This is a genomic window from Microvirga rosea, from assembly GCF_020595095.1.
Classification (GTDB): Bacteria; Pseudomonadota; Alphaproteobacteria; order Rhizobiales; family Beijerinckiaceae; genus Microvirga; species Microvirga rosea.
In genome coordinates this window covers 634005-654980 of record NZ_JAJDOP010000003.1, presented here as the reverse complement: position 1 = coordinate 654980, position 20976 = coordinate 634005, and the positions used below count along the sequence as shown (strand labels likewise).

The window sequence follows — 20976 nt, the reverse complement described above, 5'->3', positions numbered from 1 at the left end:
GTTGCTAAGGAAATTTGGGCATGAAAGCAACTTTCAGATAGCTCCATGCTCATCGGCAAACATTAACGACAGGTATCTCAAGCGGCTGCATGTCGGAATGGCCTCTCCGATGGCGTCCGAGCTAAACATCTCGCTTACTCAACAGTTCTATCGTCGCCTTGGTTTTTCTGCGGGCTCCTCAGAATTCTCCTTTGCGCGCAACATGGTTGGTCATGCTGCTAGCCCTGATCGCAGTCTCTCAGATCATTCGTTGCAATCCCTGGCCTCTGAACCAAGGGGGCGACAGGAGGCTGAGGCCAATCTTGTTAAGAGTTATTGTTTGGTCGCCCCGCTGTCGATGGATTCGGAGATACGGCGGGCTACGTATGGATAGAATGGGTTCGACGAGATCCTGACGATAGCATCGAGCGGAACAACCAAAACGCCGCGCTCGCCCCGCGGGCTTAAAGACCCGAGGTTGACCCCATAGCCCTCTTTCGGGTCCGGTTCTGATCCATAAAGGGGGTCCGTCACCGGAAAGGGCAGGGCGACATGGGATAAGGAAAATGCCGCCGGTGAAAACGACAGGTCGAGTTCCGTCGCCGTTTCCTCCGTGCTGCCGCTGATCGTCAGTCTTTCGATAGCCTTCAGGCTCGATGGGTTGGCATTGGTGATGATGGTCGTTCTGAAAGAGCGCGGTACATTCGGGAGGAGACGCTCGACCATTGTATCGGCGGACTGACGTACAAGCGGCCCGAGCTTGGCCGAGCGGTTGATATCGAAGAGTGTCAATTCACTGCCGTTAGCCGGAAGCCTTGCATAGAGACCGGTAATGACCGCGCGGGTACTGACGGTAAAATCAACGACGGACTGAAAAGTGTGTATTGGCGGGAGTTGCCCGAGAGTGCCTCTTTCGGACGCTCGAATGATCTGACCCTGAAGCGCCTGTGTGACCAGATAGGATTGGCGAGCGCCATTGACCGGAAAGGAGTTGTACTTGAATGGGTTGAATTCCGGCAGAACGTCGAGCCAAGCGGCCCTGGCAAAGGCTGGAAAGTAAGCCGGCCAGCCGGCGATCCCTGCATAGCGTGCGAATTGTGTTATGCCAATCATTGGAGACAGGAGGATGACCCGCTCAGGTCTTGCCAGATGGTCATTGTCCAAGGTGTCAAGCGCATATTTGACCGCGAGTGCACCACCATTGGAAAAACCGATAATATGCAGTCGCTGGCCCCCTGATCGTCGCAGTGCCTCACGTACGGCAAGGCGTGTCGCAGCCATCCAATCTTGCCACTCCACTTTAGTGAGACCCGCAGGAACCGTCCCGTGGCCGGGCATCCGAATACCGACCGCAACAAACCCCTTATCCCGGTATAGGTTAGCAAGATGCCGCAGGCTGTAGGGAGAATCGGTAAGGCCATGGAGGAACACGGCAGCTCCTACCGGAGGTCCGCGTGGCTCCATGACATATGAACGATTCCAGTTCGTCGTGAAATGCCCTGGGTAAACTGGACTGCCGACAAAATAACGATTGAACGGGACACGCTCATCGTCATCCAGCTTCTGGCTGACCTCCTGCTGCACTTCGGTGAAAATGCGATCCTCGGTTTCGACGTATTGTGACCAGGTTCCTTGGTCTATTTCCTCCGCACTTAACTCTCTGGGAACGAAAGTATGCCAAGGCTCAAGCGGTTCTGCGCGAAACGCATCCCAAGCACGAAATGAGAGCCCGGCCGCCAAAAGCAAGCCTGCTGCCACCACCGTGTAGATCGTAACAGTGAGGGCCTTCCTCAGCATCGCGAAGGTAAAGGGCCCTCTGGTTTGCCTCACGGATCCCAAGCGCATCATTCCGTTGCTTTGGCGCCATAATTCAGGATTATGACACTGCTGCGAATTCAGCACCACCATGAAGTGAAGATCAGATGCAGATCAGGCATCAAGGCCTGATGTCACAAGTTCGACCAGATCTCTAAGCTTGACCTTATAATCCACGAGTTTGGTCGGCAGCGAAGGCCAGCTTCATTGGGAAACGCATTGTTTCTCCAGGATCGAGGCAAGCAACGCCTCGTCGGCTTTCGAGGGCTTCCTGCCGGCCTGAAGGAGCCGGCAATCCATGCCAAGGCTCAATACATAGGAACGGTGCGCCCGGCTTTGTCCAAATTCCGAGTTGTGGGAGATTGTCATACTCGACGCGTATGCCGGGCTTCCCAGGTACCCCATACCAGACGCTCTTGATACCTGGTTCATCGAAGATCATCGCGTCCTGTGTAAAGAGGCTCGAGTCCAGTCTCAGGACTCCATCGGAAAAGGGTGACGGATAGCGGTCATCTTTCAGGAGGCCTTGTTCATCGATCCGCAGCAATGTGGGCGTCACATTGGGCTCAAGATGAACCTCGTGGTTTGCTGTTGCCGATCCGGCGAGAGGCCAGGGAAAAGCCGGGTGAAATCCAAAGCAGAACGGCAGTACCCTGCTATCGCGATTAACGACACATGCCTCGATATACAAAGATGACCCATCGAGGGAAAATGTCATATCGAGGGCAAAGCGGAAGGGAAAACGCCTTTGCGTTTCCTCGCTATCCTCCAGACGCAGAATGCAATGGGTACTTGATTGCTCTCGCAGGGCGAAGCGACTCGTGCGAGCAAAGCCGTGGCCATCCATCGGGAAGGACGTGCCATCGATCAGGACGTTTCCTTCGAAACTCCTCCCAATGACAGGAAATAGAAGCGGCGCTCGCCCGGCCCAAAAGGTCGGATCGCCGTGCCAGAGCCATGACGCTCCGGTTCCGTCGACAACGGATTGCAGTTCGGCACCGAGGGGAGAAACCTCAACAGTGAGGGCTTGGTTGGTGATTGTGATCATTGAAAGCCGGTTCCTGCAAGGTCGTCAGTTAGGTTGTGAAGCTTTGAATGAGCTGTTCAGCACTGCACCCGGGTTCAAAATGCCCTCGGGATCAAATGCCTTCTTGATCAAATGCATCATCCCGAGTTCGACCGGATCCGCCGTGCGCTCGAGTGCGGCGAGCTTGAAACGGCCAATTCCGTGTTCTGCCGAAATGCTCCCATGGAGCGCGCTGACGAATTTGTAGATGTCATCGCTCACCCTGCGGGCTGTGTCTCTATAAGCATCCATGTCCAGCGAAACGTCTGGAGGGAAGAGGATGTTCACGTGGATGTTCCCATCTCCCAAGTGCCCGACAAAGAGAGGAACAGCATTCGGAAATTTCTCCTTGATGTGCAAAGAGACGTCATTGATTAGCTTTGCTACGTCTTCGGTCGCAACACTCACATCGTGAGAAACCGTCGGGCCTGCGAGTCGGTTCGCCTCCGAAACAGCGAAGCGCAAGTGCCAGATGTCTTTAGATTGGGTTTCACTCCTGCTCAGTATGGCATCCGTGACGATACCTTTCTCCATTGCTTGAGCGAGCGCTTCTTCAAGACGTCCGTCTGCAATTTCCGTGTGCTCGCTTCCTAGCTCGACGAAGACAAACCAGGGATACTCTGCTGCAAAGGGATAGCGCAAATTCGGAAAGCGGGACCGGACGAGGTTCATTTCGGTGCCGCACATGAACTCGAAAGCCACGATATCCTCACCCGCTACGGCGCGAAGGATCCCGAGAAGGGCTAACGCGTCCTCTGGCGTCTCGCACGCCGCGAGTGAACTCAACCGGGTCGATGCCGGCCGAACAATTCTCAGAGCCGCCGTGGTGATTACGGCGAGAGTTCCCTCGGATCCGATTAGAAGATGGCGCAGGTCGTAGCCCGCATTGTTCTTGCGGAGCTTTTTGGGGCCACGAACGATCTCACCCTGCGCAGTGACATATTCAAGGCCGAGGACGAGGTCCCGTGTCATCCCATATCGCAGGACATTAATGCCGCCTGCATTCGTCGCGATAACGCCTCCGATTTGGCATGTACCTTCACTTCCGAGACTGACCGGAAACAGACGGCCTGAATCCGCTGCTGCCTTCTGCACATTGGCGAGGACGCAGCCTGCTTGGGCTACAAGGGTGTTCCCGAGAGGATCGACAGATAGAATGCGGTTGAGCCGTTCCAACGACAGGATGACGGCGTTGCCGGTTCGATCGGGGGTCGCACCTCCCGACAGACCGGTGTTTCCCCCTTGTGGAACAATTGGAGTTCTGGTCCGCGAGGCCCACTTCATGATACGGGCGACATCCTCCGTGGTCCGTGGCCGCACGACAGCCTGCGCAGACCCTCTTGCCACTCCCCGCCAGTCGGAGAGATAGGGAGCCATATCGCCGGGATCAGTGACGATGCAGGATGCATCGAGAATCTCAGTCAATCCGAACATGGCAGGTCAAACCACCCCGGCATCGACGATGTAGTTCTGCCCCGTGCATCGTCTGGCAACGTCCGAGCAAAGGAAAATCACCATGGCTGCAACATCCTCGGGAGCTATCTCGCCCTTGATTGACTGCCTCGCCTCTGCGGCTGCCCATTTTTCGGGGGTCCACCAGAGCTTCCGCTGGCGCTCGGTCATCACCCAGCCTGGGGTGACGCAGTTCACACGGATATTGTCAGGGCCAAGTTCGCGAGCCAGGGAGCGCGTAAAGCCAAGGACGGCAGACTTCGCGGTTGTGTACGCAATAAGACCCGGGGCGCCTTGCATCCACGAGGTCGATCCGAGATTGACGATCGAGCCTCCACCAATGGCTCTCATGCCTGGCACAACGGCCTGGCTCACGAACATCATGGGCCGGAGATTAACTGCGAACCGATCGTCCCAATACTCCTCATTTACGTCATCGAAGCGATGACGCTCGTCGTGCCCAGCATTGTTGACACAGATGGAGAAGGGGCCGAACTCGTCCTTGAGCTTTTCAATTGCGCCCCGCGTGGCCGCAACGTCGCGCAGATCGACAGCCTCAAAGACAACGTCTGCGCCTGCATCGCGCAAACGAGCCGCCAAGGCCTCTCCTTTTGCCTGATCAAGATCTATGAAAGCGACCTTTGCGCCTTGTTGCGACAGAGCTTCGACGACGGCTCGGCCAATACCATCAGCTCCACCGGTTACCAGCGCCACGCGGGAGGCGAGATCAAAATAACGAGCAAGGGTCAACCTGCGAACTCCGAGACAGGCAGTCCCGCAGCCGGAGCCGGCATGGCGAAGAGGCCCCCGGAGAAGGGCGCCTCTGAAAGGACTCGGGAGGGAAGTCGAATTCGGGCTGTCGTGATGAAAAGAGTCTTGAGGTCCTCACCTCCAAACGCGACGCTTGTCGGCCTTGGGACTGGAAGACGAACCTCACGTTCAAGCTGCCCATCCGGCGCATAGCGCCGTACACACCAGCCATCCCAGATCGCGCACCATAGAAAGCCTTCGCTATCGACTGCCAGGCCGTCCGGACGACCATCCTGAGCATCGACCGTTGCAAAAACCCGACGGTTGTCGATCGTCCCTGTTGCTAGATCGAAATCATAGGCATAAACGCGCCCCGGCGCGGAATCGGCAAAATAGAATGTTCGCCCGTCAGGACTCCAATCCAGGCCGTTGGCTACGGTGAAACCGGATGCCATTCGGCGCCAGGATTTTTGCCCGTCAATTGCATAAAGCGCGCCCGTCGCCCGGCTTGCATCCAGGCGCATCGTGCCGCCCCAGAGGCGGCCGAGCCGATCACATTTGCCATCGTTGAAGCGATTGTCAGGAACATCAGCCTCCGGATCGACGATGGATTCCAGCTTCCCGCTGCTAAAATCCAAGGCTTCGAGGCCGCTCTGGGTAAGAGCCGCAAGGCCGCCCCCCCGGCGTGGAACAATGGCGCTCACGAGGCGGGGGAGAACGACTTCTTCGTTCACTCTCGTGATCGGGTCAAAGCGATGAGCGGACGGAGCCAGGATATCGACCCAATAGAGACGCTTTTCGTGAGGGTGCCAAACAGGACCTTCGGCCAGGTGTGCACCCCAGGGAAGAACACATTCGGCATCACTCTGCGAGTAAGCCAATGTCCGGCTCTGCGGGTTGATATTCATCGGCATTGCGCCGACGTTGCCGGATATCTGACGTGCCGCTGCCATGAGGTCGCGACCCGTCGTATGAAGTCGGTCGTTCGATAGGCGCGAGCTCGGCCCAAAGACACCGATTGCCGCGATTCCACGACCTGTATGGTCGAAGATCGGAGCGGCTACCGAGACGACGCCGGAAACATGCTCTTCAAGGGAAATGGCATAACCACGGGCCCGGGCCAAGGCGAGATCGGCCATGAGCGCGTCTTCGTCGACGATGGTTCTGTTCGTGAAGCGCTCGAGCGATCCCACTTCGAGCATGGCACGGCGCTCGTGTGGCGACGCAAAGGCAAGAAGCGCCTTGCCGCCCGCCGTACAGTGCAGAGGGGCCCGCCGTCCGATCTCAATGCGAAATCCGAATGCGCCGCCACGGCTTTTCTGGTCAATGTAGAGGACTTCATGACCGTCGATCGAGCATAGGGCAACGGTTTCCCGTGTCTCATCTGCAAGGCGTTCGACGATAGGGGCGGCCGCTCCGCGAAGGTCGAAGGACTCCCACACGCGGTGAGCCAGCTCGAACAACCGATGCCCGAGGCGGTATGTATTGTCGCTCTCTTCATGGCGAACGAGACGAAACAGAACGAGCGTATTGAGCATCCGCGCGAGGGTGCCTTTGGACAACTTGGTTGCCGCCTGAAGATCCTTGAATCTCAGGGGCGTTGGATGTTCTCCAATTACGTCCAGAAGGTAGAGCCCTTTGGCCAACGCTGCGGCGCCGGTCGGGACCTCTCTTTCTTCCGGAGGAGCTACGCGCGGATTGTCCACGATTATGCGACCTTCGCTCTGGCGGCTCTGGCAGCGGCCGCTTCCGAGATCATACGTTCTATCGTCCACTTCGGATCAAATCCAAGTTCTTCCCGGATGCGAGCGTTCGATGTCTCGTAATAAACACCACTACCCGGCAAATCGACGGTCTTTAAGGGTAGATCCGTCATTTTGGCCATGAGAGGCAGTGCTTCCGCGAAATCGACGGGGGTGGTTGCGCCAAGATTGTATGTGCGTCCAGCCGCTTTGGGACTCTTCAGCGCGAGGAGAATCCCATCTATCATGTCGCGCGTGTCGGTAATGTGCATCTTGAATGGGCGCCCGTTCTCGTTGCGTGAAACCACGAGAGCCTCCCGACCATCATCCACCGCCATTAAACGCTGGACCGCGGCCGTATTCCCCAGGTTCTCCTGCTGGCGAATTTTTGCGTGTAGGAAAAAGCGAGGTCCAGAGAAGAAGCTGGAGGGATCCAAAAGCTCCGCCGCGTCCTGGGTGTGGGAGAATCTGAGGATCGTGGCCGGAATGCCTGACGTGCGTTCGAAGAAACGGACGATCTCCTCACCGAGCAGTTTTGTAAGCCCATAAGATGAGCGAGGTTTGAGCGGGTGTTCCTCGTCGACGGGAAGGTAGTCTGGTACATTCTCCGGATACACTTCGCCAGAACTCGCGAACAGTATCCTCTCAGGTTTTACCCGGGCGGCCTGCTCAAGAAGAACACGCGTTCCATCCACATTCGCTCGGTGCAGTTTCTCGGCATCGGCGGGCAGCCAGGACATGAAGGCGCCAAGATGTAGGATCGCGGTTGTTCCCTCGACAGCGTTGGCAGCCGCCGTTCTGTCGTCAAAAGAGCCGACCACCTCGCGATAATTGCGATGGTTGATAACAGAAGGCTTCAGATCAAATCCCGTAACAAGATTTCCTTCGTCAAGGAGCCGCTGAACGACTTTTGACCCGACACGTCCTGCGCTGCCGGTGACAAGGATAGCCATGTTGATGCTCACTCGATAGATGCTTGCGTGGTTGCGTCAAAAAGGTGAAGACGAGCCGGATCGAAAGACAACTTTATGGGTCCTTCCGTAACCCGCTCGTCGGGATTAATGAGCCGCGCGATGATGGTGTCGGCGCGCCGCTCGTCGCCCCCCGTCCGCGCAGCCTCGACCCGGTTCTCGACGGGTACGTCAACGTAAACGTATTTTTCACTTCCGAGACTTTCGACGAGCCTTGGCATGACATCGAAGGTCACCGCGCCTGGCCCAGCTGCAATGTGCTCAGGACGCAGGCCCAGGATGACCTCGCGCCCAGCGAAGGACTGAGGGATCCTCAAGGGAACATCATAGCCAAAGATCCGAGCGGCCGGTGAGGGACCATTGGTGTTCACGGTGGCTCGCAAAAAGTTCATTCCGGGTGAGCCAATAAAGCCTGCCACGAACAAATTGGCAGGTTTCTTGAACATCGTATCGGGGTCGGCGATTTGCTGAATAGCGCCGTCCTTCATGATGACGATGCGGTCCGCCATCGTCATCGCTTCGATCTGGTCGTGGGTGACATAAATGGTAGTAACGCCAAGCCGCTTATGAAGAGCGCTGATTTCCGCCCGTGTATGGACCCGCAATTTGGCATCGAGATTTGATAGAGGCTCGTCCATAAGGAAGGCCTGGGGCTCACGAACGATGGCCCGACCGAGAGCGACGCGCTGCCGTTGCCCGCCGGAGAGAGCTTTCGGACGTCGATCCAGAAGGTGATCGACACCGAGAATCTTGGCGGCCTCCGTAACGCGCTTATCGATCTCCGTGGGATCGGTTCCGCGCATTTTTAGGCCAAAGCCCATATTTTTGCGAACCGTGAGATGCGGATAAAGAGCGTAGTTTTGAAAGACCATGGCAATGTCCCGGTCTCCAGGGGCCAAGTCCGTGACATCCCGCCCGCCGATCCGGATGGTGCCCGAAGAGGCTTCCTCAAGTCCCGCGAGGATTTTCAGCATGGTCGACTTGCCGCAGCCCGAAGGGCCAACGAAGACGACGAATTCTCCATCCGAAACCTCGAGCGAGAAGTTTTTCAGAACAGAGAGTTGTCCATAGGATTTGGTCACATTTTCTATGTGAATGCCGGCCATGCCGCTACTCCACTATTTTTCCGCACCAGCAGTCAGCCCACCGACGAGATAACGCTCGAGAAAGAGATAGATAATCAGAACGGGGAGGGCGATGAGAATTGAGGCGGCAGAAATATCACCCCAGTTCGAGATGTATTCGCCCTTCATTGTCGTAATGCCGAGATTGGCCGTCCAATTCGTCTGCGCATTTGTGAGAAATGTCCGAGCGTAGGCGTAATCGGACCACGACAATACGAAGCCGTAGAGCGCCGTTGCCGCGAGACCGGGCGCAGAGACCGGAAGGATCACGCGGACCATCGCTCCCAAGGGCGAACAGCCATCCACCATGGCTGCTTGCTCCAGTTCGCGTGGGATCGTGTCGAAATACCCTTTCAGCATCCAAGTGGTGAATGGGATGATCAGGGTAGCGTGCGCAAGGATGATCGACCAAAGGCTGCCGATCAGGTCCATGGTCCGAAAGATTCCAAACAACGGAATCACCAGGAGCGTCGCCGGAAGCATCTTTGCCGTAAGGATGAAAAGGCCGAGCGACTGACCGCCACGTACTCTAAATCGTGACAGGCTGTACCCGGCAAGTACGGAAACAGTCATCGAGAGAATGACGCTCCCGATCGCGGCGAGAGCCGAGTTGCCAAGCCAGAGAAGGATCGGCCGCTCACGTATGACTTGTCCAAATACTTCCCAGCGCGGTATCTCAGGCCAAAACCGCGGAGGCAAGACCCGTAACTGATCCGGGGGCGATATTGCTGTGATGAACAGCCAATATATCGGGAAGATCAGAAAAGCGCAGACAAGAAATACCGCTGCGTAGAGTGTGGTTTGATGAAGTGTGCTGCGTTTCATGACCATGCCTCAGATGTTATCCGGAGCCCGACCGATCATAAGACGGCTGGCAATGACGCAGACAATGAGCGTTACGACCCCGATCGCGGAAGCGTACCCCATCTTGAAGAAGCCGAATGCCTGCTCATAGGTCATGATCGACAGGGTCTGCGTTGCTTTGAGCGGCCCGCCGCCTGTCATCACGTAGATGATGGAGAAATCTCTGAAGACCCAGAGCATGACCAGAATGAGAGTGACGCCGAGCACAGGCATCAAGGAGGGTATCGTGATGTTGACCAGCCGCTGCCATGCATTGGCCCCGTCGACGCGGGCCGCATTATAGAAATCATCAGGGATGGATTGAAGGCCGGCCAGCATCATGATCGAGACGAAGGGATAGCCTTTCCAGATCATGGTAACGCATACGACTGCAAACGCGGCTACAGGCGACGAGAACCAGTTTACTGTCGTGTCGATGAAGCCGAGTTTAATGAAGACCCAGTTCATCAATCCGAAGGAGGAATCGAACATCCACGCAAAGATAACGACGGCGATGACTTCCGGGACGGCCCAGGGGAGCGCTACGAGAAGACGGGCGAATGCTTGGCCTTTGAACTTGTTGTTGACGAGAAGAGCAGTGCCGAGGCCCAGGAGAAAGCAGAACAGGCTCACGATGACGACGAGTTTGAGCGTAATCCAGCTCGCGTTCCAAAAGTCTGGAGATGAAAAGAGGCGCTCGTAATTCGCCGTCGTGAAAGGTCGCCGTGGCTGATCGAGGCGGGCGATGTTCACGTTCTGGAACGAGATGTCGACCGAGACGATCAGTGGGTAGATGATTATAAGTCCGATGAGAAGGACCGCCGGCGCAAGGAGGAGATAGCCCAGCCAATGGCGGCGACTCGGACGCGCAAGATCAAGACCAAATCCTGACTTCATGAAATCCTCTGTAAAAGGGCCGGCCGCGGCGTTGCGGCCGGCGAAGTCGTCGGTATCATTGTTGTTGAATTGCTTCTGCCTTCTGCTGCATTGTCGCAGCGACTGCCTTTGGATCGAGATCCTGAATGATCATGCGCTGAGCTTCTTCCATGACCATCTTGGAGAACTCGTTGAACTGGATTTCGAGCCCTTTGGGAATTCGATCGACCTTGGCCTTCGCCGCGGCCCGTGTAGCTTCCACGAGAAGATCGAAGTTGGGATTCTCCGCCTTCGCCGCGCTTATGTCAGCACGGGGACTCGGAGGAGGCGAGGCGCCGAGGGTGGCATAGCTCGATTGAAACTTGTCAGAAGTTGCAATCTTGATGAAGTCCCAGACAAGTTTTTTGTTATCGCTGGAAATATCGGACGGAATAGCAAGAACGTTGGACGAGCCCCCAACGGGTGGGCTGAAGGGGACCATCGCTGTCTTGATCTGGTCTTTGGCCTTGCCCTTTTGAATGATCGGCCAGAGCCAGGGGCCATCCATCTTCAGGGCAATCTTGCCGTCGGCAAAGAGCTGCCGCACCTCACCCGCCGACATGTCACGCGGTGTCAGATTGTTCTTTACGATGGTTTTCCAGCGGGTGAGGCCCTCGATCATCTGTGGAGTGTTGATCGTGACCTTGCCGTTTTCGTCAGTCCAGCGGCCCCCAGCGTCCAAGGTGTAGTTCATCATTTCACTGATGTACTGGCCGCCGCCGCCGCGGGTTTCATGGCCGGTGCCAAATTGGTCGACAATGCTGTCGCCGTTCAGGTCTTTCGTTGTCTTCTTCGCCGCTTCCAGGAATTCGGCGTAGCTCTTCGGGACGGACAGACCCTCCTTCTTCAGCATGTCCTCGTTATAGGCAAGGAAGTAGCCGAAATAGAGCATCATTGTACAAACGGTCTGCTTGTTCCAGACACAGGTGTCCTGGCCGGCCCAGCCCGTAAGGTCGAGCTTTGCATCTTTTATGTAAGGGTCAAGAGGTTCGAGCCAGCCGTTATCGGCAAACTTCTGGAATTCAAAGGATGCCAGGTGAACGATGTCGGGCGGATTGCCTCCGGCGAACAGGGTCGTCATGGTATCCGCGTAAGCGCCGCGCTCGACCTTGGTCCATTCAACCTTTGTACCAGGGTGAGCCTCTTCGAAGGCTTTGATTACGGAAGCCCACCAATCTCCGACGCCGCGCTCATCTTTCTGCCAGGAGACGAATTTGAGGACTTTGTTCTGGGCAAGCGCCGCATTTGTGCTCAGCGCAAGTGCGGCCGTCGCCGCCAGTATGGTCAGCTTTCTTCTCAGCATGGCATTTCCTCCGTTGCGGGTTCATCTTTATTTATATTCTTGGAGGAGGCTTATTGCCTCCTCGGATGGTTCAACACCGAGACCCGGACCGGTCGGCAGTGTGTAGAAACCTTCACGGCAATCCATGTTGCCGGTCACGAGCCTGCGGTTAGGCTCGAAGATCGAGTGTTGGTACTCATGGCATGTCACCGCAGTTAAAGCAGCGCTTGCATGAAGGCTCGCAGCCATGAACAGCCCGATTCCAATGGTTGCGTGCGGAATGACCTCCAGGTGGTGGGCCTGTGCGTACTGGCCGATGCGCATGAATTCCGTGATGCCCTTGTGTCCCATTTCCGGTTGAATGATACCGCACGCACGCCGGGCGACACGAGGCACGAGATCAAAGACAGTCCGCCACTCCTCTCCAGCCGCGACGGTGGTCGCTACACGCGCCGCAACGTGGGCGAGGCCGTCGATGTCTTCCGGCTTTACCGGCGCTTCGGCGAACCAGAGGCCATGCGGTTCCATGGCGCGAATGGATGCGATGGCTTGATCCGCGGTGTGAGCCCAATGCATGTCGCACGCGATTCTCGCGGCCGGGCCGAGCTTCGTTCGCAGTGTTTCCATTTCGGCAACGACGCCATCGTCAGCCACGGGAGCGGCAAACTTGAAACTGGTAAAACCCTTGGCTTGCCATCCCGCGGCGAACTCGGCCCGCTCCTCTCGGGTCCGCTTTGGAAGCCCTGAAATATAGGCCGGCAGCCTCTCGTGGCGTTGTCCTCCGAGAAGTTTCACCAGCGGCAGGTTCGCAAGTTTGCCGCAGATGTCCCACAGGGCAATGTCCACGGCAGCAAGGGCATCCAGATAGAAACCACCCGTATAGCCGCGCACACGCATAAGATCGTAAAGGTCTTCGTGAATGATAGCGACGTCCTGCGGGTCTCTGCCCACGACATAAGGCCCGAGCAGGTCATCGATAATGGCCATCGCGGCCCTTGGAGACACGATGCCGTAGGTCTCTCCCCAGCCGACAACACCGCTTCGAGTTTCAATCCGTACGACAACTGTTCTATCGCTTGTGGGATAGACCGTGCGGTTACCTTTCCGGACGATGTAGCCCTTCTCGTTCACGACCTCGCCTGGCCGTGGTTCGCCCAGGTAAATCGTATCGCGAGGAATTGTGATCGAGTAAACGCTGATCGTTTTGACGGAATCGCTCATTCAGCCGCTCCAGCGAGCGCTGCCGATCCGTTGCCCAGGAGGTGGGAGACCGAGTTCAGCCAGGCATCGATTTCTGAAATGTCCGCATCATCCATCGGCGGCAATTTTGCCCGAGATACATGATTTGTAAGAATGCCGCGCTTGGAAAGGACATACTTCGTGAAAGCCATCCTGAAATTGGCTTGAATGACCAGGAGGGGCAGCGTCCGCATATAGAGGTCGCGCGCTTTTGTGATGTCGCCGCTCCGGAAGGCACGATCCATCGCTACGTGAACATCGGCGATTTCGACTGCCGGCATGGCGCCGCAGGCGCCGCGGCGATATTCATCGATGATATAGCGTGCTCCTCCGCCACCGATGACGCCTTTCAGGTGCGGAGGCTTGTCTTTCAGTATCGCTGTAATCGCAGGCCCGGCAGGAAGCGTCTCTTCCTTCACATATGTAATCGAAGGGTTATCCCGTACGATTGCCAGGATTGTATCCGGCTTTAGATCTGATCCGCGCGGCGCCGGGGCATTCTGCAAGACGATTTCGATTTCAGGCACGGCTTGCGCGACAGTGCGGTAGAAGGCGGCGACCGCTTCGACGCTCACGCCAACGCTCTTCGGAGCTTGGATCATGACCGTCCGTATCCCGTTGCTTAAAGCTTCCTTCGTATGAGCGATCGCTTCTTCGGCGCTCGGCGCACTGGCGCCCGCTATTATCGGAACTTGGCCGTTTACGCGCTCTACGACGAGACCCAGGAGATCCGCTCGCTCCTTAGCCGTGAGCTCGTCAACTTCACTGGCAAATCCCGGAAAAACGACGCCGTCGACGCCTGAAGCGAGCGCAAAATCAACAATGCGCTCCATGGCTGGCTGGTCGATCGAGCCATCTGCGGTGAACGGAGTCGGAAGGACAGGGAGAATTCCCCTAAGCATCGCGTTTCCTCATGGTCCATATAGTGGACTAATTGTTTTTCATGTTGGACCTTACGTTGAGTTGGTTTATGGGTCAAGCAGTCACTCAAGAAAACGGATGGAAACGCCATGGCTGTGCAGGCGCCTTCGCTACGGATTATTCTGGATTGGGGTACGACATCATTCCGCGCGCTCCTTGTGGATGAAAGCGCAGCTGTCCTTGATCGCATCGAGACGGAAAACGGTATTCAATCCATCGCCGGCGACTTCTTGGGCGTGCTGCAGAGCGCGATTGCGCCGTGGCGCGCCGCGCACGGACCTATCCCGATCTACGCCGCCGGGATGATCGGCAGTCGCAACGGTTGGGTCGAGATGCCGTATGTGCCGGTGCCCGCGGACGCAGAGGCGCTGGCTGCCCAGGTAAAGGTCATGCCGCTTCCTGAGGGCGGGACCATCACGTTTCTTCCCGGTCTGACCGATCGCTCTAACTATCCGTACCCGGATGTGATGCGCGGCGAAGAAACCCAGCTTGTCGGCTTCGGACTTGATAGGGATCTGACGGTTGTCCTGCCGGGCACCCACTCCAAATGGGCAAGGATCGCAGGGGGGCAAATCGCATCCTTTCAAACTCTCGTAACAGGAGAGGTTTTTGGCACGCTTGCGCGGCATTCCTTTTTATCCAAGGTTGCCAAGAAGCCGGAGGCCCCCGACTGGGCTGCTTTTCTGAAGGGCGTTGCGGTTGTTCGTGATGATCAACGACCGGCAGGGCTGCTGACCCATCTCTTTGCCGTACGAACGGGGTGGCTCTCGGGCGCGCTTTCTCCGGCGGAAATGACCGATTACCTTTCGGGCATTGTCGTTGCCTCGGAATTTCGCGAGGCGAAGGCCCTAGGGTGGTATGGAGAAGGTGCCAGTATTGCTGTCGTCGGGGATGATGATCTGGTCGAGGTCTACAAGCGTACCGCCGATGCCTTCGGCCTTGCAGTTGTCCCAGCCGTGGAGGACGCCGCCGTGCGAGGCTGCCTTGCGATTGCTCAGATCGCTGAGCGCTTGCGCCATAAGGCCTAACGTCTTGCCGGCGGGCACGCCATAAATGGGGGCGCGCGTTTCGAAGCTGTTTTCATCGGATGCCGATTGCCAGCTCATCTGCCCTTTAAGGCGGGTGGGTTCTCCGGTGTGCCGGCGTCGAATAGGCGAGCTTCAATCCATGCCGCTTCTTTCTTGAGAAGTGGTGCGATTTCGCGCTGACGCGCTTCATTCAACCGACTTTCCGTTGCCGCAATGGAGAGGGCGCCGACAGGCCGCCTGTCCAGCCCGCGAATTGCTACACCGATAGCCCAGGAGTCGGAGAGGAGCATTCCGGGATTGAGTGCATATCCTCTGTCGCGGGTGTCGCGAACGAGCTGGCGGAGTAAAGACGGTGAGAACGGCGGGTACTTCTCGATCAGTACTTCCGCGTTCGTCGTCAAGATATCGTCTATCTCGTTGTCTGGCAGGGCTGCGAGTATCGCGAGACTTCCGGCGCCTATTCCAAGAGGATGGCGATCTCCCGCATGCAGGGCGTGGACGCGAATAGGGTAGGGACCTTCCTCGCGATGCACGCAGATCGAATAGAGATCGCGAGGAACCGACAGGAAGGCAGTATCACCGGTCGTCTGGCTGAGACGGACGAGAGAGCGCAACGAGATCGAATGAATGCCGAAGCGTGCGCTCGCGAGTGTCCCAAGCACATAAACTTCAGGGCCAATATAGTAACGCCGCGTCTCCCCGTCTTGATCAAGAAGACCGGTGCGCACCAAGGCAAGAAGTATGCGGCGAACGGTTGGTTTGGGCAAATTGCATTGCGCGACAAGCTCGGACAGACGGGCGCCTGATGGTCCTGCCCGTCCAACGAGAAGAAGCAAGGTTGCGGCGCGGTCAATCGCCTGAGCGCCGTTGGAAGCAGCTTCGCCCATCCCCTTTACAGCAATCTTGGCTGAAATCATTTATGGGTGTTCCAGCATATGGATCCTCCAGGAATATAGAATGGGCATTTCGCGGGGAGAGCGAATTTTATTTGACAATCTAGGGCTCTAAGGTGCCTCCTAAGAGACGAGCTGAAGCGTCCGCAAAGTGGCGCATATAAGACAAGGTCCGCGATATGGACCCATGATTGAGGAAATGCAAGGTCTTCGAACCTGACCAGGAGGGTTACATGATTTTGTCTCGTCGTCGGCTGTTGACTGCCGGCTCGACTGCATTCGCCGGAGCTGTGATCGGCGCACCGTTTGTCGCTCGCGCCCAGCAGGCCGAGTTCACATACAAATACGCCAACAATCTACCCGAGACACACCCGATGAATGCCCGCGCCCGCGAAATGGCTGCGGCGATCAAGGCTGAAACCAACGGCCGTGTCGATCTCCAGATCTTTCCGAATAGTCAGCTGGGTTCCGACACAGATACCCTGAGTCAGGTCCGCTCAGGCGGAGTCGAGTTCTTTACGCTCTCCGGTTTGATCCTCTCGACACTTGTTCCGGCTGCTTCCATTAACGGGGTGGGCTTTGCTTTCCCCGATTATGACTCTGTCTGGAAAGCTATGGACGGCGAGCTCGGGGCCTATGTGAGAGGTCAGATCGCAAAAGCGAATCTCGTCGCCATGGATAAGATCTGGGACAACGGTTTCCGGCAAACCACCTCCTCGACGAAGCCGATCAACACTCCAGATGACCTGAAAGGTTTCAAGATCCGCGTACCCGTCTCGCCGCTTTGGACGTCCATGTACAAAGCCTTTGACTCGGCACCCGCGTCGATCAACTTCAACGAGGTTTATTCCTCGCTTCAAACCAAGGTCGTGGAGGGTCAGGAAAACCCGTTGGCGATCGTCTCCACGGCGAAGCTCTACGAAGTGCAGAAATATTGTTCGCTCACGAACCATATGTGGGATGGATTCTGGTTTCTGGCGAACCGCCGTGCCTGGGAACGCCTGCCCCAGGATGTACGCACCATCATGGCGAAGCACATCAATGCAGCGGCCGAGAAGGAGCGTGAGGATGTCGCAAAGCTCAATGCCAACCTTCAGCAGGAGCTTGCCGGCAAAGGCCTGATCTTCAACCGGCCCGAGGCCGCTCCCTTCCGCGACAAGCTGCGCCAAGCCGGTTTCTATGCCGAATGGAAGGGCAAGTATGGCGACGAGGCCTGGGCCATTCTGGAAAAGTCAGTCGGTAAATTGGTTTAAGAGCCATGGCCCGCATTCAGTCGCATCCCGGTGGGGCGAGCTTGTTCGCGGAGAATTCTGAGAAGCCTTCAGAACGCTCTTGGCTAACCTTGATCGACGCCATTCTTGGCGCTGCCGTGGAGATCCCTGTCGCATTTCTTGTTGCGATAGAGATCATCATTCTGTTCGCGGGCGTTATCGCACGCTTCGTTCTCCACCAGCCTTTGATCTGGTCGGACGAGCTGGCGTCCATCTTGTTTCTCTGGTTGGCGATGCTGGGGGCAGTGGTCGCCTTCCGACGTAACGAGCATATGCGGATGACCGCAATCGTCGCCAGGGCTTCTCCTGAAGTCAGGGCATTCCTCGATGTATTTGCGACGTCCTCCGCACTTGCTTTCCTTCTTCTTATCGTTTGGCCGGCGTTCGAGTACGCGCAAGAGGAAACCTTTATCACGACGCCCGCTCTGGAAATCACCAACGCATGGCGTGCAGCGGCACTACCCGTCGGTATTGCACTCATGGCGGTGTTTGCACTCTTGCGTCTGACGCGAACGGCTTCTTTGCGCACTCTTGCATCAGCGATCGCGGCCGTTCTGATCATTGTCGCGGCATTCTGGTTTGCCGAGCCGGTTTTCAGGCAGCTTGGCAATCTCAACCTCGTGATATTCTTTGTGGGAGTTGTGGCGGCATCGGTCCTGGCCGGGGTTCCGATCGCCTTCGCGTTCGGCCTTGCAATCTTCGGCTATTTGAGCCTGACGACCCAAACGCCGTTGATGGTCCTGGTGGGCCGGATGGACGAGGGTATGTCCCATCTTATTCTGCTGGCGGTTCCTCTCTTCGTGTTCCTCGGTCTCCTGATCGAAATGACCGGAATGGCCCGAGCGATGGTCGCGTTTTTGGCAAGCCTTCTGGGGCATGTCCGTGGCGGCCTGCATTACGTGCTTGTCGGTGCAATGTACCTGGTGTCAGGAATATCCGGAGCCAAGGCCGCAGACATGGCTGCCGTCGCGCCAGTTCTGTTCCCCGAGATGAAAGCACGGGGAGCGCGACCCGGCGACCTTGTGGCCTTGCTCTCGGCAACCGGAGCGCAGACTGAAACAATTCCGCCGAGCCTTGTGCTGATTACGATCGGCTCTGTGACAGGCGTGTCCATTGCTGCGCTTTTCACGGGCGGTCTGCTTCCGGCTGTCGTTCTCGCCGCTACCCTGTGTCTCGTCGTCTGGTGGCGTTATCGCGGCGAGGACCTCAGCCATGTGAAGCGAGCCACCAAGAGGGAAATCGGGCGGTCTTTCGTTATTGCGATCCCAGCCCTAGCTCTCCCGTTCGTTATTAGGGCGGCTGTTGTCGAAGGTGTCGCGACCGCGACAGAAGTTTCTACCATCGGTATTTTCTATGCCGTCATCATCGGCATCATTGTTTACCGTCAATTCGAATGGAGACGCCTCCGGTCCATGCTCGTGGACACCGCATGTCTCTCGGGCTCCATTCTGTTGATTATCGGAACAGCAACGGGAATGGCGTGGGGACTGACACAGTCGGGTTTTTCCCGTTCTCTCGCAACCGCCATGACAGGACTGCCCGGCGGTGCAGTCACGTTCATGACCGTATCGATTGTTGCCTTTGTGATCCTGGGGTCCGTTCTGGAAGGAATCCCCGCAATTGTTCTCTTTGGGCCTCTTCTGTTTCCTATTGCACGAGCGGTCGGCATCCATGAGGTTCATTATGCGATGGTCGTGATCCTTGCGATGGGAATTGGCCTGTTCGCGCCGCCTTTTGGAGTTGGCTACTACGCAGCGTGCGCCATTGGGCGGGTAGAACCCGCCGAAGGAATGAAGCCAATACTTGGCTATCTTCTCGCGCTTCTCGTGGGCACCGTCATTGTCGCAGCTGTGCCGTGGTTGTCGATCGGCTTTCTTAAATAAGCCGCTCGCGGCAGATCAAGTCTTTCTACAAAGAACAGCAGAATGACTAGGGCGATGTTGGAGATGATCATATGGCCAGATTTTTCCCAGTGAGGGAAACCACCGATCACCAAGGGGCGTGCGCTCTCACATGGAATCACTCAGCATGATGGCTCAGCCGTCCAGCAGCATCTTGCCGATCTCCAAGAAAGTCATGAATCTGGCTCACTTCGTTGGCCAGTCAGCAGCTCGGCATCGAGACGAGATTGCTCTCGTATGGGGGGAGGATACATGGAGTTGGGCGGATTTGCATCAACGCGTAAAGGCCATGGCGGCAGCTCTTGCCACCCAAGGTGTCAAGAAGGGTGACCGTATTCTGGTGCAATCGAAGAATTGCAATCAGATGTTCGAGTCGATGTTCGCCTGTTTCTACATCGGCGCGATATGGGTGCCGGCCAATTTTCGTCAAACACCCGAAGAAGTGGCTTATCTTTCCCAATCCAGCGGTGCATCCGTCATTATCTGCCACTGTGACTTTCCGGACCACGTTGCAGCTGTTCGTCAGACGGCTCCGGATATTCGCTTAACTATTTCCATTGGTCCCGCCGGTTTCGGCGAAGATTATGACACTCTCGTAGATCGACATCTCGGTGATGTTCCACCGATGGCAGCCGTCGAGTACGACGACCCATGTTGGTTCTTTTTCACCTCCGGCACGACGGGCCGTCCTAAGGCTGCCGTCCTTACACACGGCCAAATGGCATTCGTCGTAACAAATCATCTCTGTGATCTCATGCCGGGGACAACATACAGAGACAGTTCATTGGTGGTTGCGCCATTGTCCCATGGGGCTGGGGTCCATCAGCTAACGCAGGTGGCGCGAGGCGCAAAGACCGTCCTGCTTGCAAACGACAAGTTTGATGCTGACGAGGCATGGAGGCTCGTCGAGCGATGGAATGTGACGAATCTGTTCACTGTTCCGACCATCGTCAAACTGCTGACCGAGCACCCGGCCGTTGACCGGTATAATCATTCGTCGCTGCGCTACGTCATCTATGCCGGCGCGCCCATGTACCGGGAAGACCAGAAGCACGCCTTGAGGAAACTGGGCAAGGTCCTGGTTCAGTACTTTGGCCTCGGTGAGGTAACAGGGAACATTACTGTGCTTCCACCTGAACTTCATGATCCAAATGACGGTCTGGACGTAAAGGTCGGGACCTGCGGATATGAACGGACAGGTATGCAGATTTCAATTCAGGATGAACAAGGGCGTGAACTGGGAACTCACGAAACCGGCGAAATCTGTGTCTGCGGTCCTGCCGTGTTCGCCGGCTACTATGACAACCCCGAAGCCAATGCCAAAGCATTTCGCGACGGATGGTTTCGAACAGGGGATCTCGGCCACATGGACCGCGAGGGATACCTTTATATTACCGGTCGATCTTCGGACATGTACATCTCCGGCGGATCGAACATATACCCGCGAGAGATCGAAGAGAAAATCCTGACGCATCCGGATGTAGCAGAAGTCGCCGTTCTTGGCGTACCCCATAAGACCTGGGGTGAAGTGGGCGTTGCAGTCTGTGTTCTGCGACCCCAAGCACGCGTAAGTGAACGTGATGTTCTTGCTTGGGTCGAAGGCAAAGTTGCTCGCTACAAGATGCCGAAGCACGTGCTTTTCTGGGATGCTCTGCCGAAATCAGCGTATGGCAAGATTGCGAAGAAGGACATCCGGTCGGAGCTGGCGGCGCGGGGCGATCTTCCCCTCGATGCGTTCGCGGGATCAAATCACTAGGCCGCCGCCACACATTCCAATCTGAGGA

The 20976-nt window shown here is 56.7% G+C and carries 17 protein-coding genes; 4 read left to right on the top strand and 13 right to left on the bottom strand.

The window, feature by feature from the left end:
* Window positions 1-312: 312 nt before the first annotated feature.
* The 12 genes from LJD17_RS11070 to LJD17_RS11015 all read right to left on the bottom strand — a co-directional run bounded on the left by LJD17_RS11070 (window position 313) and on the right by LJD17_RS11015 (window position 14080).
* Window positions 313-1776 (bottom strand): alpha/beta hydrolase, encoded by a 1464-nt coding sequence (locus LJD17_RS11070; RefSeq protein WP_406600792.1) that lies wholly within the window; start codon window positions 1774-1776, stop codon window positions 313-315.
* A 184-nt stretch (window positions 1777-1960) separates the two neighbouring features.
* On the bottom strand, window positions 1961-2842 hold the full coding sequence (locus LJD17_RS11065; protein WP_227384209.1) for an aldose 1-epimerase family protein: 882 nt from the start codon (window positions 2840-2842) through the stop codon (window positions 1961-1963).
* 24 nt (window positions 2843-2866) lie between these two features.
* Window positions 2867-4237 (bottom strand): FAD-binding oxidoreductase, encoded by a 1371-nt coding sequence (locus LJD17_RS11060; RefSeq protein ID WP_227384317.1) that lies wholly within the window; start codon window positions 4235-4237, stop codon window positions 2867-2869.
* Window positions 4238-4300: 63 nt separating this feature from the next.
* A complete protein-coding gene (locus LJD17_RS11055) occupies window positions 4301-5062 on the bottom strand; it encodes an SDR family NAD(P)-dependent oxidoreductase (RefSeq protein WP_227384208.1) in 762 nt (253 codons plus the stop codon).
* Window positions 5059-6768, bottom strand: a complete 1710-nt coding sequence (locus LJD17_RS11050) for an SMP-30/gluconolactonase/LRE family protein (RefSeq protein ID WP_227384207.1) — start codon at window positions 6766-6768, stop codon at window positions 5059-5061. The genes LJD17_RS11055 and LJD17_RS11050 overlap by 4 nt, the downstream gene beginning before the upstream one ends.
* Before the next feature lie 2 nt (window positions 6769-6770).
* Window positions 6771-7757: an NAD-dependent epimerase/dehydratase family protein gene (locus LJD17_RS11045; RefSeq protein ID WP_227384206.1), complete on the bottom strand. Its 987-nt coding sequence runs from the start codon at window positions 7755-7757 to the stop codon at window positions 6771-6773.
* 8 nt (window positions 7758-7765) lie between these two features.
* Window positions 7766-8881, bottom strand: a complete 1116-nt coding sequence (locus LJD17_RS11040) for an ABC transporter ATP-binding protein (RefSeq protein WP_227384205.1) — start codon at window positions 8879-8881, stop codon at window positions 7766-7768.
* 12 nt (window positions 8882-8893) lie between these two features.
* Window positions 8894-9724 (bottom strand): carbohydrate ABC transporter permease, encoded by an 831-nt coding sequence (locus LJD17_RS11035; RefSeq protein ID WP_227384204.1) that lies wholly within the window; start codon window positions 9722-9724, stop codon window positions 8894-8896.
* A gap of 9 nt (window positions 9725-9733) precedes the next feature.
* Window positions 9734-10639, bottom strand: coding sequence for a carbohydrate ABC transporter permease (locus tag LJD17_RS11030; protein WP_227384203.1), 906 nt, complete (start codon window positions 10637-10639; stop codon window positions 9734-9736).
* A gap of 55 nt (window positions 10640-10694) precedes the next feature.
* A complete protein-coding gene (locus LJD17_RS11025; protein WP_227384202.1) occupies window positions 10695-11960 on the bottom strand; it encodes an ABC transporter substrate-binding protein in 1266 nt (421 codons plus the stop codon).
* 27 nt (window positions 11961-11987) lie between these two features.
* Window positions 11988-13160, bottom strand: a complete 1173-nt coding sequence (locus LJD17_RS11020) for a mandelate racemase/muconate lactonizing enzyme family protein (protein ID WP_227384201.1) — start codon at window positions 13158-13160, stop codon at window positions 11988-11990.
* Window positions 13157-14080 carry a dihydrodipicolinate synthase family protein gene (locus tag LJD17_RS11015; RefSeq protein ID WP_227384200.1) on the bottom strand — a complete coding sequence of 308 codons (924 nt, stop codon included), beginning with the start codon at window positions 14078-14080 and terminating at the stop codon, window positions 13157-13159. Before LJD17_RS11015 ends, LJD17_RS11020 begins: the two co-directional genes overlap by 4 nt.
* A 108-nt stretch (window positions 14081-14188) precedes the next feature.
* Here LJD17_RS11015 and LJD17_RS11010 point away from each other — a divergent pair, with 108 nt between their 5' ends.
* Window positions 14189-15127, top strand: coding sequence for a 2-dehydro-3-deoxygalactonokinase (locus tag LJD17_RS11010; protein WP_227384199.1), 939 nt, complete (start codon window positions 14189-14191; stop codon window positions 15125-15127).
* A gap of 74 nt (window positions 15128-15201) precedes the next feature.
* On the opposite strand, the gene LJD17_RS11005 is transcribed toward LJD17_RS11010, so the two are convergent.
* Complete coding sequence (locus tag LJD17_RS11005) at window positions 15202-16044, bottom strand: IclR family transcriptional regulator (RefSeq protein ID WP_227384198.1); 843 nt, start codon at window positions 16042-16044, stop codon at window positions 15202-15204.
* Between the two features lie 209 nt (window positions 16045-16253).
* Here LJD17_RS11005 and LJD17_RS11000 point away from each other — a divergent pair, with 209 nt between their 5' ends.
* The 3 genes from LJD17_RS11000 (at window position 16254) to LJD17_RS10990 (ending at window position 20948) form a co-directional block, all read left to right on the top strand.
* Window positions 16254-17273: a TRAP transporter substrate-binding protein gene (locus LJD17_RS11000; RefSeq protein ID WP_227384197.1), complete on the top strand. Its 1020-nt coding sequence runs from the start codon at window positions 16254-16256 to the stop codon at window positions 17271-17273.
* A 5-nt stretch (window positions 17274-17278) separates the two neighbouring features.
* The gene (locus LJD17_RS10995; protein WP_227384196.1) at window positions 17279-19174 is read left to right on the top strand and encodes a TRAP transporter large permease; all 1896 of its coding nucleotides are present in this window, start codon (window positions 17279-17281) and stop codon (window positions 19172-19174) included.
* Between the two features lie 130 nt (window positions 19175-19304).
* Entirely contained in the window at window positions 19305-20948 is a 1644-nt protein-coding gene (locus LJD17_RS10990; protein WP_227384195.1) for an acyl-CoA synthetase, read from the top strand.
* Window positions 20949-20976 lie beyond the last annotated feature (28 nt).

Coding starts and splice junctions, on each gene's coding strand:
- LJD17_RS10990 (WP_227384195.1), top strand. CDS start 19,305: ATGGAATCACTCAGCATGATGGCTCAGCCGTCCAGCAGCATCTTGCCG.
- LJD17_RS11000 (WP_227384197.1), top strand. CDS start 16,254: ATGATTTTGTCTCGTCGTCGGCTGTTGACTGCCGGCTCGACTGCATTC.
- LJD17_RS11065 (WP_227384209.1), bottom strand. CDS start 2,842: ATGATCACAATCACCAACCAAGCCCTCACTGTTGAGGTTTCTCCCCTC.
- LJD17_RS11045 (WP_227384206.1), bottom strand. CDS start 7,757: ATGGCTATCCTTGTCACCGGCAGCGCAGGACGTGTCGGGTCAAAAGTC.
- LJD17_RS11040 (WP_227384205.1), bottom strand. CDS start 8,881: ATGGCCGGCATTCACATAGAAAATGTGACCAAATCCTATGGACAACTC.
- LJD17_RS11020 (WP_227384201.1), bottom strand. CDS start 13,160: ATGAGCGATTCCGTCAAAACGATCAGCGTTTACTCGATCACAATTCCT.
- LJD17_RS11030 (WP_227384203.1), bottom strand. CDS start 10,639: ATGAAGTCAGGATTTGGTCTTGATCTTGCGCGTCCGAGTCGCCGCCAT.
- LJD17_RS11010 (WP_227384199.1), top strand. CDS start 14,189: ATGGCTGTGCAGGCGCCTTCGCTACGGATTATTCTGGATTGGGGTACG.
- LJD17_RS11070 (WP_406600792.1), bottom strand. CDS start 1,776: ATGCTGAGGAAGGCCCTCACTGTTACGATCTACACGGTGGTGGCAGCA.
- LJD17_RS10995 (WP_227384196.1), top strand. CDS start 17,279: ATGGCCCGCATTCAGTCGCATCCCGGTGGGGCGAGCTTGTTCGCGGAG.
- LJD17_RS11035 (WP_227384204.1), bottom strand. CDS start 9,724: ATGAAACGCAGCACACTTCATCAAACCACACTCTACGCAGCGGTATTT.
- LJD17_RS11025 (WP_227384202.1), bottom strand. CDS start 11,960: ATGCTGAGAAGAAAGCTGACCATACTGGCGGCGACGGCCGCACTTGCG.
- LJD17_RS11005 (WP_227384198.1), bottom strand. CDS start 16,044: ATGATTTCAGCCAAGATTGCTGTAAAGGGGATGGGCGAAGCTGCTTCC.
- LJD17_RS11060 (WP_227384317.1), bottom strand. CDS start 4,237: ATGGCTCCCTATCTCTCCGACTGGCGGGGAGTGGCAAGAGGGTCTGCG.
- LJD17_RS11015 (WP_227384200.1), bottom strand. CDS start 14,080: ATGCTTAGGGGAATTCTCCCTGTCCTTCCGACTCCGTTCACCGCAGAT.